Source organism: Campylobacter concisus (assembly GCF_003048555.1).
GTDB lineage: Bacteria > Campylobacterota > Campylobacteria > Campylobacterales > Campylobacteraceae > Campylobacter_A > Campylobacter_A concisus_AO.
This window is the reverse complement of the sequence record NZ_PIRR01000010.1, coordinates 1-12,380: the sequence shown is the minus strand read 5'-3', so window position 1 is coordinate 12,380 and position 12,380 is coordinate 1. Positions and strand designations below refer to the sequence as shown.

Here is a 12,380-nt window from a genome sequence, read left to right as displayed (position 1 = left end):
ATCGGTAAAATTTTAAAATCCTTTAGTGTTTATATAAATTTTTGATTATTTAGGCTAAAATCGAGCAAAAATTTATAGGAAGAGATATGAAAATTTCATTTGAGTGCGAGTGTATTTTACTTCAAAAGACACTACTGCTTTTTTGTGGAAATTTAGCTGCTCATCATAAGGATTGTGATTTTGTAGTGAGTGACCGCGAGATCGTGACAAAAAAACCGCTATTTATAATAGGAAAAAATGCTCATCTTTCTCATCCTTTTACCAAAATGGCACTTCTTGATACGCTTGAAGAATTTTACTCAGCTATGCAAATTTCAAAAGCAAATGAGCTAAATGAAGCTAAAAATGAAAAGGGCTTAGAAGAGAAAATTTCACTTTTGATAGATAAATTTAAAGCCGACCTGCTAGAAATTTTAAGGGCAAATCAGTGAAACTCTATACCAAAATTTCAAGTGGTAAATTTAAAGGTAAAAGGCTTGAACTACCAAGTCTAAGCACGACTAGAAGTACAAAAAGCATCGTAAAAGAGTCTTTTTTTAACGTGATTAGAGATGAAATTTACTCGCTTACATTTATAGAGGGCTTTGGTGGAAGTGGAGTGATGGCAAGCGAGGCCGTTAGTAACGGAGCAAGTGGGGCTATCGCTATCGAAAAAGATAGAGCCGCTTTTAAGATCACACAAAGCAATCTTGCAAGCCTAGAGTGCTCAAATTTAAAAGCGATAAATGGCGATACATTTTCTATCTTGCCTGATCTTGTAAATTCTCAAAGTGGCAAGGTGTTGCTCTATCTTGATCCACCATTTGACATAAGAGCTGGCTTTGATGATATCTATGAAAAACTTGTAAATTTAATCTCACAGCTAAAAAAAGAGAAAATTTATATGATAGTTTTTGAGCACAACAGCGACTTTAAATTTAGCGATGAAATTTCTACATATAAGCTTGTAAAATTTAAAAAATTTGGAGCTACTTCACTCTCTTACTTCCAATAACTTATAAAAATTTGGAACATCTTTTGCTTTAAAAACCTAAAATAGCTAAATTTTAGGAAAAAATATGAAAAAATTTTTATCTTTTGTAGCAGCTTCAGTAATAGCTACTTCAGCCTTTGCTACGCAGATAAAAGAGCTTGCAAGCATAGTTGGCGTAAGGGATAACCAGCTAATAGGCTATGGCCTTGTAGTTGGGCTAAATGGCACAGGTGATGGCTCAACGTCAAAATTTACGATTCAGTCTTTATCAAACATGCTTCAAGGTGTAAACGTAAAGATAAACCCAGATGATATCAAGTCAAAAAACGCAGCTGCTGTTATGGTAACAGCTAAGCTTCCTGCATTTGCAAGACATGGCGACAAGCTTGACGTCGTGATCTCATCTATCGGCGATGCAAAAAGTTTGCAAGGTGGTACTCTTCTCATGACGCCACTAAAAGGCGTTGATGGTGATATTTACGCTTTGGCTCAGGGTGCTTTAAGCATCGGCGGAAAAAGCATGGGTAGATCAGGTGGCAACCACCCAACCGTTGGCTCTATCCTAAATGGAGCTTTGGTTGAACGAGAAGTGTCTTATGATATTTACAATCAAGATAGCATAAGACTAAGCCTAAAAGATACAAATTTTAAAACCGCTCTTGATATCCAAAATGCTATAAATGCAAATATTTCTGATGATGTTGCAAAGGCGATCGATCCAAGAACGGTTATCGTTAAAAAACCAGATGATGTTAGCATTATTGAGCTTGCAAGTGCTGTGCTTGATCTTGATGTGGAGTATAAGCCAGATGAGAAGATAGTGGTTGATGAAAGAACTGGCACAATAGTAAGTGGCATAAATGCTGTGGTTAGTCCAGTTGTCTTAACGCATGGTGCAATCACAATAAAAATAGAGCCAAATAGCTACGATGAAGCAGCACAAAATGATGTAAATATAGGAAGCGATACGTCGGTCGCACCTAGCCAAAATTTACTTAAAATTTCAGGCGAAAAAACTACCGTTGCAAATGTAACAAGAGCTTTAAATAAGCTTGGAGCAACACCAAGCGATATCATATCGATACTTGAAAATTTAAAGCGAGTTGGTGCGATACAAGTTGATTTGGAGATAATATAATGCAAATAGATAACACCTTAGCGCTAAATTCATACAATGAAATTTCTACAAATAAGATAAAAAATGCAAATGCTAAACAAGATGCACTTTTAAAAGAGCAAACTGATGCATTTGAGGCATATATGGTAAAGGCTGTGCTTGATATTGCTTTAAAAGAAGACGAGCACAACTCGCTATATCCAAAGGCTGCTGGTAGCGATATCTATAGGTCAATGTATAACGATGCAATGAGTAAAGCATTGAGTGGAAATCTTGGTTTTTCAGAACTTTTGTACGATTTTTTAAAGAGAGACTCTTAAGTAAATTTATATTCTGCCGATGTAGTGATATAAACATTTTATTTTAAGAGGTATGAATATGATAAGGCCTTTGAACCAAAGACCAAATTTTCAGGCAAATACGCTAAATAAAAATAGCGATGCCAAGGTCGAAACTCAGAGTAAAGAAGTAAGAACAAATGAAAACGCAAAGCTAAAAGAGATAGTTGACGCCATAGCAAATGGCACTTATCAGGTTGATATCTCAAAAACGGCTAGGGCTGTGGCTGATGCGTTGCTGTAATTAAGGAATTTAAATGATAAAAAAGCTTTTGGACGAGGCTATAGGCGAGCTTGATGAGCTTATAAATTTAACCATACAAGATATCGCAAATATAAAAGAGGCTAAGCACTCAAGCGTTGATGAGAGTGTAAAGAAAAAAAATGCCTTAGTTCGTGCATTTGAAGATACGAAAAGAGCACTAGATAAGGAGCTTTTAAAGGTATCAAAAGAGAGCGGTACGACTACACTTGCTAGTGTTTTAGACGATGAAGTGAAGTCAAAGCTTGTTCTTATGCGTTCAAAGCTTGAAAATTTACATAAAGTCAATAAAGAATATGCAAGACATGTTGTTGCTGTTAAAGAATTTTTTGACTCACTTAATGAAAAAATTTTTGGCACTAAAGCAAGTGAATACGGTCAAGATGGAAATAGCATAGATAATAATTTTTATAAATCAAGGGTTTAAAAAATGGCTAATATTTTTATGTCATTAGGCACGGGTGTTTCGGGGCTAAATGCGGCCCAGCTTCAAATAAGTACAACCGGAAATAATATTGCAAACGCCGATAGTAACTACTATACAAGGCAGCGCGTCGTTCAATCTGCATCTCCAGCGATGAATACAGTCCCTGGTGGAGTTGGCACAGGCACACAAGTAGATACTATAACAAGGCTTCATGATGAGTTTGCCTACTCAAGACTAAAATACTCATCGTCAAATTTAGAAAACACGGCCTATAAACAAAGAATTTTGCAAGAAGCTACAAAATATTTTCCTGATCTAAAAGATAATGGAATGGTGAAAGATATTCAGGAGTATTTTTCCGCGTGGAATAACTTTGCTTCAAACCCTAATGCAGGTGCTCAAAAAGTAAATTTGATAAATAAAGCAAGTGTATTGACTGCAAGTATTAACCGCTCGTCAAAGATGCTTTATGATATGCATGAAAAGATTGATGAAACGATAAAAATAAATATAAATGAGATAAATTCGCTAGGCAGACAAATAGCAAATATTAATAAGCAAATCCAAAGAATAGAATCAGGTGCGGACGCTGGTATAAAAATAAATGCAAATGATCTTCGTGATAAACGTGATGAGCTTGAGCTTGCTATGTCAAAGCTGGTAAATACAGCAGTTTATAAAAGCGATCTAAAGAGCAATTCTAGGGTAGATACAGGAATAACAGATCAAGGAAAATACTACAATCTAAACATTGGTGGCGTAAGTATCGTTGATGGTGTAAATTTTCATGAAATTTCTATGAGTTCAACTGAAAGTGGACGATATACAAAAATTTATTATGAGAGAGAAGATGGCAGAAGAATCCCAATGGAAGAAAAGATCACAGGTGGTAAAATTGGAGCTGCACTTGATCTTAGGGGTCGAAACTACGAACCAGATAATGATAAATTTAGCGACGGAACGATCCAAAAATACATTGATAATCTAAATACATTTAGTAAAACCTTGATAACAAGTACAAATAATATCTATGCTGAGTCTGCAGTTGAAATTTCTAACTCAGATCCGATAAGTTATTTAGAAGGCGATAAGACGTTGATGAATCATGATAATAGTATAAGAAACGGAAGTTTTGAAGCTATTGTTTATGATAACAAAGGTAATGTCGTGGCCAGAAAAACTATAAATGTAAATGGTACGACGACGATGAATGATACAAGATATGGCAACTCTATTGTCAAAGACTTTAACTCAAACTCAGATGACAATAAAGACAATAATATGCTAAATGACGTTGATGACTTTTTTGAGGCGTCATATTTTTATGATAAAAATACTAAAAAAGGCACATTTTCTCTCATTCCAAAACAAGCTCAAGGGCTTTATAGCATATCGATAGTCGATCACGGCACAAATTTTCCAGGCGCTGTTGGCATAAATAGATTTTTTTCAGGTACTGACTCAAATAGTATCGGCATAAATCAAAATTTTACCCAAGACCACACAAAGCTTCGTGCCTACTCAAAGCCAGTTATCGGAAATAATGAAGTTGCTAATAAAATGATCCAGCTTCAGTATCAAAAGCAGACCTTTTACTCAAGTGGCATAGCGCTTGATAGAGATGAGACGATAGAGGGATATTACCGCTATCTTACGACTGACATGGCGAGTGATACAGAGGCAAATAATACGATCCATGATACAAATACATCTTTACAAAAGACAGCTGAAGAGGAATTTCAATCAACAAGTGGCGTAGATACGAACGAAGAGCTTACAAATTTGATCCGATTTCAAGCAAGTTACGGCGCAGCGGCAAAGATCATCACGACCGTTGATCAAATGCTTGACACGCTTCTTTCACTAAAGCAATGAACGAGCTAAAGAGCCTTTTAGACTCGCACGTACTTAGTAAAAATACAAATTTGGGGCTATTTGAAGCCCCAGATCCACTTCAAGTAGCTACTAAATTTAAAGAGCCAAACATAGCGCTCATTTGTGCATTATTTGCTTATGGTAACGCAAAAATGATAGTGAAATTTCTAAATTCACTTGATTTTGGTTTGCTTGATGAGAGTGAGCAAAATATCAAGAAAAATTTATCAAATTTCAAATACCGCTTTCAAAATGAAAATGATGTAAGAGAAATTTTTATTACTCTCTCACGCCTTAAAAAAGAGGGTGACATAGAGAAAATTTTACGCCAAGGCCTTGCAAAAAATGGCGAAATGATAGATGGCGTAAATGAGCTTATTAAATTTATTTACGGGCTAAATTCTTACCGCTCAGACGGATATGAGTTTTTCTTTGGTAAGAGCTTTAGCAAAGAGCCACAAAGTCCATATAAACGCTATAACATGTATCTTCGCTGGATGGTGCGAGATAGCGACATCGACCTTGGATTATTTAAAAATTTGCCAAAAGATAAGCTTTTGATGCCGCTTGACGTGCATACACATAGAGTTTCTTTAAATTTAGGACTTATAAATAGAAAGAGCTACGATTTCAAAGCAGTCATGGATCTCACAAAAAAACTTAGAGAATTTGATGAGCTAGACCCGATAAAATACGACTTTGCGCTTTATAGGATGGGGCAGAGTAAAGAGTTAGAAACTATCATAAAAAATCTTAATCAATAAAAATTATTGCTAAATTTTTAAATTTAGGGTAGACTTTCCATACAATTTTATTCACAAGGAGCTTGTATGAAAAAAATCGTTTTACTAAGTGCAGTTTTAGGAACTTTGCTTTTTGCTCACGAAGGTCATCACTTTGATGCAAAATCTGGTGAACATCTAGTTATACCTGTTAATGAGCTAAGCGAGAAGGGCGATAAGAGTGTCGGCGAAGTAGTAGCTGTTAAGACAAACTACGGCGTTGCATTTTTTCCAAATTTAAAGGGACTTACTGCAGGACTACACGGCTTTCACATCCATGAAAATGCTGACTGTGGTGCGACTGAAAAAGGCCTTGGCATGAAAGCAGGTGGCCACTGGGATCCAGCTGGCACAAAAATGCACTCTTTTGCCTGGGATGATAAAGGTCACAAAGGTGATTTGCCAGCACTTTATGTAGATGCTGAGGGCAATGCGAACTATCCAGTACTAGCTCCAAAGATAAAAAGTCTTGACGAGCTAAAAGGTCACTCACTAATGGTTCATGTTGGTGGTGATAATCACAGCGACAACCCAAAAGCACTTGGCGGTGGCGGTGCTAGAATGCTTTGTGGCGTTATTAAGTAACCACTTTAATAAACGAGTCTTTGAGCTAGATCCAAAGGCTCGTTTAAATTTATAAATTTCAAAAATCTCTCATTTCAAATATAAAAATTTTACAAAAAGATAAGTACAAATAAAATACAATCTGCTTTTATTTCAATTATCAAAAGAGTAAAAAATGGATTTTGATCTACTTAGCTATGTCGTTTTTTTTGTAGCTGCGTTTTTAGGTGGTTTTATCGATTCTATCGCTGGTGGAGGCGGGCTTATAACACTTCCAGCTATTATGGCGATGGGCGTACCACCACATCTTGCACTTGGCACAAATAAGCTTCAAGGTGTCTTTGGTAGCTTTACGGCGACTCTAAATTTCACAAAACGGGGATTAATTAATTATAAAGAGTGCTTTGTAGGTATCGTTTTTACTTTTATTGGAGCTATCATCGGAGCGGTGGTTATTCTATTTTTAAATACAAATTTTTTAAAGATAATTATCCCATTTTTGCTGATTGCTATTTTCATCTACACGCTTTTTATGCCAAAAGTCGGTGAAAATGATAGAGCTGCAAAGATGAATGAAAAGCTATTTTATGTAGTTTTTGGGCTGATACTTGGCTTTTATGATGGTTTTTTTGGTCCAGGAACAGGCTCTTTTTGGACATTTGCGATAGTGGCATTAATTGGGCTAAATTTAAAAAAGGCCGTCGCTCATACAAAACTCTTAAATTTTACTAGCAATATCGTTGCTCTTGGCATTTTTATAGCTGGCGGACAGATGCTTTGGGCTGTTGGACTTTTAATGGCAGTTGGTCAAATTTTAGGCGCATATTTTGGATCAAATCTTGTCATTAAAAAAGAGGTAAAATTTATTAGAACAATGTTTCTAGTGGTAGTTGCAGTGACTATTTGTAAATTGATTTTCGATTATTTCAGAGTTTAAAATTAAAAATGTTTTAACAATAATTTTGTTACAATCACGCAAAATTCTAAATCCAAGGTAAATTAATGAAAGATTTGTTTCTATTTTCAAATTTCCTAAATAGCTCCCACGCCTTTATCTATGCGTTTCACTTTCTACTTGTAGCTTTGATTGTTATCATAGTTGCTTATATAGCAAGGAGTAAGATGCAGCTTGTACCAAGAGGTCTTCAAAATATAGTTGAAGCTTATTTAGAGGGCGTTATATCGATGGGAAGAGATACTTTAGGTAGTGAAAAACTAGCTAGGAAATATCTTCCACTTGTTGCAACTATCGGTTTTATCGTATTTTTTTCAAATGTTGTAGGTATTATTCCTGGATTTGAGTCACCAACGTCAAGTCTAAATTTAACTCTAGTTTTGGCTTTAGTTGTATTTGTTTATTACAACTTTGAGGGCATTAGAGAAAATGGATTTTTCAAATACTTTGGACACTTTATGGGACCGAATAAATTTCTAGCTCCTATTATGTTTCCAGTTGAAGTCATCTCGCATCTTTCACGTATAGTTTCGCTATCATTTCGTCTTTTTGGTAATATCAAGGGCGATGATCTATTCTTGCTAGCGATGCTTACACTTGCGCCTTGGTTTGCTCCGCTTCCAGCTTTTGCGCTTCTAACGCTTATGGCTGTTTTGCAAACATTTATTTTCATGATGCTAACTTACGTTTATCTAGCTGGTGCTGTTGCTATTAGTGAGCACGAGCATTAAAATTTAAAGCCATATTTTTATATGGCTTTTTCCTTTTTAAAACTATTTAAATTTTTAAATCACATTCTTTATTTTTCCAGTCAAAACGCTCATTTTTAGATATTTTAAAAGAAAGTATCGCTAAAATACGCCTTAAAAATTTGTATAAATTTAAAGGTAAAAATATGTTTGAAGTCGTTATCGGTTTAGAAGTTCACACTCAGCTTAATACAAAAACTAAAATTTTCTGCTCTTGCTCGACTAGCTTTGGCGACGAGGCAAATACTCACGTTTGTCCGACCTGCCTAGCACTTCCTGGAGCGCTACCTGTGCTAAACAAAGAGGCAGTCAAAAAAGCGATCAGCTTTGGTACGGCGATAAACGCTAAGATAAATAAAAAATCAGTCTTTAATAGAAAAAACTACTTCTATCCGGATCTCCCAAAGGCCTATCAAATTTCCCAGTTTGAGATCCCTATCGTGGAAGGTGGAGAGCTCATCATCGATGTAAATGGTACTAAAAAACGCATCGGTGTAACTAGAGCGCACCTTGAAGAGGATGCTGGCAAGAACATCCATGAAGAAACCGAGAGTCTGGTTGATCTAAACAGAGCTGGTACGCCACTTCTTGAGATAGTTAGCGAACCAGATCTTAGAAGTAGCGATGAGGCAGTGGCTTATCTTAAAAAACTACACTCAATCCTTCGCTTTTTAAACATTAGTGATGCAAATATGCAGGAAGGTAGCTTCCGCTGCGACGCAAACGTCTCTATCCGTCCAAAAGGCGATACCAAACTTTACACAAGGGTTGAGATAAAAAATCTAAACTCATTTAAATTTATCCAAAAGGCGATTGACTACGAAGTAGAGCGCCAAAGTGCAGCTTGGGAAGATGGCAAATACGACCAAGAAGTCTATCAAGAGACAAGGCTGTTTGATACGACAAATTTAGTGACAAGATCTATGCGTGGTAAAGAGGATAGCGCGGAGTATAGGTATTTTCCTGACCCTGACTTACTGCCAGTTGAGATATCAGAAGATATGTATAACGAAGCGATAAAAATTCCAGAGCTTGCCGAGCAAAAGGTCGCAAGATATGTTAGCGAGCTAGGCACAAAAGAGAGCGATGCGCTAAATTTAACTCAAAGCGTTGAGATGGCTAGATATTTTGAAGAGCTGATCGCTGCTGGAATTCAACCAAAGCTTGCTACTACGTGGCTCATAGTCGAGCTTCTTGGTCGCTTAAATAACGGCGTAACGATCGAGACAAGCCCAGTTAGCAGTGCCAAGATGATAAATTTACTAAAACGCATAGAAGATGGCACGATAAGCGGCAAGGCTGCAAAAGAGGTGCTAGACTATCTAATGGAGCATGATGCAGACGTCGATAGCGTCATCGAAAAGCTTGGCTTAAAACAAGTGAGCGACGACTCAGCGATCATCGCGATCATAGATCAAATTTTAGCTGCGAACGCCGACAAAGTCGAAGAGTATAAAAATGGCAAAGATAAAATGTTTGGCTTCTTTGTCGGTCAGGTGATGAAAGAGGGCAAGGGCGCCTTTAATCCAGGCAAGGTCAATGAGCTTTTAAAGGCTAAAATAGGCTAAAAAAGGGCTAAAATGAGCATAGCAGTCATCGGAGCTGGTAAGTGGGGCAGTGCGCTTTTTCACGCATTTAGTGAAAATAACGAGTGCGTCATCAGCTCAAGAACGCCAAGAGAGATGCCAAATTTTGTAAGCTTGGATGAAGCTTTGGAGTGCGAATATCTAGTTTGCACGATCCCAACGCAAGCTACAAATTTATGGCTAAAGCAAAACTACAAAAACAAAGGTCAAAAGATCCTAGTCGCCAGCAAAGGCATAGACACGGCAAATCTTAAATTTCTAAATGAAATTTATGAAGACTTTGTTGATGGAGAAAATTTAGCCTTTCTTTCTGGGCCTACCTTTGCAAAAGAGATCATGCAAAAGCTGCCTTGTGCTTTGGTGGTAAATTCTAAAAATCAAAATTTAGCTTCAAAATTTGCCTCATTTTTCCCAAGCTATATGAAGGCCTATACCTCAGATGACGTGATCGGCGCTGAGGTGTGCGGGGCGTATAAAAACGTGATCGCCATAGCTGGTGGCATCTGCGACGGACTTGGTCTTGGCAACAACGCAAGGGCTAGCCTCATTTCGCGTGGGCTTGTCGAGATGGCTAGATTTGGTAAATTTTTTGGCGCAAAAGATGAGACATTTATGGGGCTAAGTGGCGCAGGCGATCTTTTCTTAACCGCTTCGTCGATACTCTCGCGCAACTACCGTGTAGGTCTAGGCATCGCAAGGCACGAGAGATTAGAGAAAATTTTAAATGAGCTTGGCGAGGTGGCAGAGGGCGTGGATACTGCAAGGGCTATTAGCAAGATCGCTAAAGAAAAGGGTATATATGTGCCTATCGCCAGTGAGGTTGAAAATATGCTAAATGGCAAAGACGTTTTTGAGAGTGTAAAATCGCTTTTGGGAAGAAGATGAGAGCTTTTAAATTTATACTTTTTATGGCTATTTTTGCTTTTGGGCTAAACGGCGCTGAGGTGAGCCTAAGAGCCAAGGTCTCGCAGATGATAATGGTTGGCTTTAACGGAGCTAGCACAAAAGACGCTGCGTTTCGCGCGATGTTAAGCGACGCTGGATATGAGAGATTTGGCGGAGTGATGCTACTTGGTAGAAACGTCACCAATAAAGCCCAGCTAAAAGCTAGCATAAAGGCGATCAAAGAGAAAAGTCCCAAAATTTTCATCGCTATCGACGAAGAGGGCGGCAACGTAAGCCGCATGAAGGATAAGAGCTTTGACGGCCCATATCCTAGTGCATACGAGGTCGCAAGTACGCTTGATATCAAAAGCGCATATGATCTCTACTCAAAAATGGCTATAAATTTAAAAGAGTGCGGCATAAATTTAAATTTCGCCCCAGTGGTCGATCTGCACGATGAAAACTCGCCGATCATCGCCGCTAAACAAAGGGCGTTTAGCGAGTATGCAAGCAAGGTAGTGATCTATGCTGATGCTTTTATGGACGCATTTAAAGAGCAGGGCATCCTAACAACACTTAAGCACTTCCCAGGACATGGCAGCTCAAAAGAGGACTCGCATAAAAATAAGAGCGAAGTCACGCTAAGTAAAGATGCGCTGCTACCATATAAAGACGCCATAAGCACAGGCAGAGCGCAGATCATCATGGTAGGGCACCTTTTTGTAAAAGGCATCGACGAGGACAATCCAGCCACGCTTTCTAAAAAAATAATAACCGATCTTTTGCGAAATGAACTTAAATTTAATGGCGTAGTCATCAGCGATGATATGCTGATGAAAGGCGTTGGCGACGAGTCTTTAGCACAAAAAGTAGTTAAATTTATAAACGCTGGAGGCGATATCTTACTTTTTAGTGAGTTTAAGATAAATAACCAAAGAACGGCCGATCTAATCACTCAGATCATAGTGGACGCAGTAAATGAGAAAAAGATCAGCAAAGAGCGAATAGACGCTTCATACAAGAGGATAATGGCTCTAAAGGCGAAGCTGTAAACATATCTGATTTTTTTGTGTAGCATAAGACCAGATATTTTTGATCTCCTAAAATAGTTTAAGAGAAAAGTGTTCATATAATATTATTCCGCTTTTGCACTCTTAATAAAGTTAGCATTTCTTTTCCATGTTCGCTAATCGCTTGTTTATATTCATCTATATTGTTGCCATTTATACATGCTGACATCAATATCAGTTTTAGGCTTTGTATTATTATATTTGGATATGTAGTTTGCTTTGCGGATGGGGCGAGATTAGAAAATTTAGAGTTACCAGAAGTTGTAACAAGCGCTAAGTTACCAAAAGAGTTCAAAATTTTGTCATCATTTATGCGCTCTATACTATCTCCAGAAGGATTTTGTGGGTAAAAATGCTCGATAGAGTCTCTAAATTTAAATTCCCACTCTTTTAAATTTTTTAAATTTACATTGCCAACCGCTTTAAAAGCATTTTGTAATTTTTCCTTGATTTTATTATCTTGAGTGCTAACTATACACTCTCTATATAAAATATAATCAAGATATGTAAGGATTATTCTCTCACACATAGGATAGAAATTGCTTTTTTCTAGCGCATTTTTTACCTTCTCATTTGCATAGGTTTCTAAAATTTCTTGCATATTGGCTGTTGTATTTTTGTTAAGTCTCTTAAGAAGCGTAAATATCCACTCCATAGCGCGCGGTGAGGTGTATGTTATGCGCAAACAAGATTGCAAAGCGACAACTAGCCTGTTGTCATCGAGCGTATCCACATAACTAAATGTAACTTTGTTGTTGGAGTATTTTTTGAGCATTTTTAGCGACCATTTTTCGTCG

15 protein-coding genes are annotated in these 12,380 nt (G+C 37.4%); 14 read left to right on the top strand and 1 reads right to left on the bottom strand.

Translation table 11 applies throughout. The features are described 5' to 3' along the window. Window positions 1-86: 86 nt before the first annotated feature. From CVS92_RS02860 to CVS92_RS02795, 14 genes are all read left to right on the top strand, one after another. Window positions 87-431 carry an ornithine carbamoyltransferase gene (locus CVS92_RS02860; protein ID WP_107788445.1) on the top strand — a complete coding sequence of 115 codons (345 nt, stop codon included), beginning with the start codon at window positions 87-89 and terminating at the stop codon, window positions 429-431. Next, the gene (gene rsmD / locus CVS92_RS02855) at window positions 428-994 is read left to right on the top strand and encodes a 16S rRNA (guanine(966)-N(2))-methyltransferase RsmD (protein WP_107788444.1); all 567 of its coding nucleotides are present in this window, start codon (window positions 428-430) and stop codon (window positions 992-994) included. The genes CVS92_RS02860 and rsmD overlap by 4 nt, the downstream gene beginning before the upstream one ends. A gap of 64 nt (window positions 995-1,058) precedes the next feature. Further along, on the top strand, window positions 1,059-2,111 hold the full coding sequence (locus tag CVS92_RS02850; RefSeq protein WP_107788443.1) for a flagellar basal body P-ring protein FlgI: 1,053 nt from the start codon (window positions 1,059-1,061) through the stop codon (window positions 2,109-2,111). Beyond that, on the top strand, window positions 2,111-2,410 hold the full coding sequence (locus CVS92_RS02845) for a rod-binding protein (RefSeq protein WP_054196705.1): 300 nt from the start codon (window positions 2,111-2,113) through the stop codon (window positions 2,408-2,410). The genes CVS92_RS02850 and CVS92_RS02845 overlap by 1 nt, the downstream gene beginning before the upstream one ends. A 58-nt stretch (window positions 2,411-2,468) precedes the next feature. Then, a complete protein-coding gene (locus tag CVS92_RS02840) occupies window positions 2,469-2,672 on the top strand; it encodes a flagellar biosynthesis anti-sigma factor FlgM (RefSeq protein ID WP_199906401.1) in 204 nt (67 codons plus the stop codon). Between the two features lie 13 nt (window positions 2,673-2,685). Continuing rightward, window positions 2,686-3,117 carry a flagellar export chaperone FlgN gene (gene flgN / locus CVS92_RS02835; protein ID WP_021091397.1) on the top strand — a complete coding sequence of 144 codons (432 nt, stop codon included), beginning with the start codon at window positions 2,686-2,688 and terminating at the stop codon, window positions 3,115-3,117. A gap of 3 nt (window positions 3,118-3,120) precedes the next feature. Then, window positions 3,121-4,992, top strand: coding sequence for a flagellar hook-associated protein FlgK (flgK, locus tag CVS92_RS02830; protein ID WP_084107861.1), 1,872 nt, complete (start codon window positions 3,121-3,123; stop codon window positions 4,990-4,992). Further along, a complete protein-coding gene (locus tag CVS92_RS02825; RefSeq protein WP_107788442.1) occupies window positions 4,989-5,756 on the top strand; it encodes a TIGR02757 family protein in 768 nt (255 codons plus the stop codon). The genes flgK and CVS92_RS02825 overlap by 4 nt, the downstream gene beginning before the upstream one ends. 66 nt (window positions 5,757-5,822) lie before the next feature. Further along, on the top strand, window positions 5,823-6,359 hold the full coding sequence (locus CVS92_RS02820; protein WP_087577114.1) for a superoxide dismutase family protein: 537 nt from the start codon (window positions 5,823-5,825) through the stop codon (window positions 6,357-6,359). A gap of 154 nt (window positions 6,360-6,513) precedes the next feature. Continuing rightward, entirely contained in the window at window positions 6,514-7,275 is a 762-nt protein-coding gene (locus tag CVS92_RS02815; RefSeq protein ID WP_103559700.1) for a TSUP family transporter, read from the top strand. A 65-nt stretch (window positions 7,276-7,340) separates the two neighbouring features. Continuing rightward, entirely contained in the window at window positions 7,341-8,024 is a 684-nt protein-coding gene (locus tag CVS92_RS02810; RefSeq protein WP_107788441.1) for a F0F1 ATP synthase subunit A, read from the top strand. Window positions 8,025-8,188: 164 nt separating this feature from the next. Further along, a complete protein-coding gene (gene gatB / locus CVS92_RS02805) occupies window positions 8,189-9,610 on the top strand; it encodes an Asp-tRNA(Asn)/Glu-tRNA(Gln) amidotransferase subunit GatB (protein WP_107788440.1) in 1,422 nt (473 codons plus the stop codon). Window positions 9,611-9,622: 12 nt separating this feature from the next. Beyond that, the gene (locus CVS92_RS02800; protein WP_107788439.1) at window positions 9,623-10,513 is read left to right on the top strand and encodes an NAD(P)H-dependent glycerol-3-phosphate dehydrogenase; all 891 of its coding nucleotides are present in this window, start codon (window positions 9,623-9,625) and stop codon (window positions 10,511-10,513) included. Beyond that, window positions 10,510-11,565: a glycoside hydrolase family 3 N-terminal domain-containing protein gene (locus tag CVS92_RS02795; RefSeq protein ID WP_107788438.1), complete on the top strand. Its 1,056-nt coding sequence runs from the start codon at window positions 10,510-10,512 to the stop codon at window positions 11,563-11,565. Before CVS92_RS02800 ends, CVS92_RS02795 begins: the two co-directional genes overlap by 4 nt. Window positions 11,566-11,638: 73 nt before the next feature. Here the strand turns inward: CVS92_RS02795 and CVS92_RS02790 are convergent. Then, window positions 11,639-12,380, bottom strand: a 742-nt coding sequence (locus CVS92_RS02790) for a DUF1524 domain-containing protein (RefSeq protein WP_159070346.1), incomplete at its 5' end; no start/stop codon positions are given.

Coding starts and splice junctions, on each gene's coding strand:
- CVS92_RS02795 (WP_107788438.1), top strand. CDS start 10,510: ATGAGAGCTTTTAAATTTATACTTTTTATGGCTATTTTTGCTTTTGGG.
- CVS92_RS02820 (WP_087577114.1), top strand. CDS start 5,823: ATGAAAAAAATCGTTTTACTAAGTGCAGTTTTAGGAACTTTGCTTTTT.
- CVS92_RS02815 (WP_103559700.1), top strand. CDS start 6,514: ATGGATTTTGATCTACTTAGCTATGTCGTTTTTTTTGTAGCTGCGTTT.
- CVS92_RS02840 (WP_199906401.1), top strand. CDS start 2,469: ATGATAAGGCCTTTGAACCAAAGACCAAATTTTCAGGCAAATACGCTA.
- CVS92_RS02800 (WP_107788439.1), top strand. CDS start 9,623: ATGAGCATAGCAGTCATCGGAGCTGGTAAGTGGGGCAGTGCGCTTTTT.
- CVS92_RS02850 (WP_107788443.1), top strand. CDS start 1,059: ATGAAAAAATTTTTATCTTTTGTAGCAGCTTCAGTAATAGCTACTTCA.
- CVS92_RS02860 (WP_107788445.1), top strand. CDS start 87: ATGAAAATTTCATTTGAGTGCGAGTGTATTTTACTTCAAAAGACACTA.
- flgN (WP_021091397.1), top strand. CDS start 2,686: ATGATAAAAAAGCTTTTGGACGAGGCTATAGGCGAGCTTGATGAGCTT.
- CVS92_RS02810 (WP_107788441.1), top strand. CDS start 7,341: ATGAAAGATTTGTTTCTATTTTCAAATTTCCTAAATAGCTCCCACGCC.
- CVS92_RS02845 (WP_054196705.1), top strand. CDS start 2,111: ATGCAAATAGATAACACCTTAGCGCTAAATTCATACAATGAAATTTCT.
- CVS92_RS02825 (WP_107788442.1), top strand. CDS start 4,989: ATGAACGAGCTAAAGAGCCTTTTAGACTCGCACGTACTTAGTAAAAAT.
- gatB (WP_107788440.1), top strand. CDS start 8,189: ATGTTTGAAGTCGTTATCGGTTTAGAAGTTCACACTCAGCTTAATACA.
- flgK (WP_084107861.1), top strand. CDS start 3,121: ATGGCTAATATTTTTATGTCATTAGGCACGGGTGTTTCGGGGCTAAAT.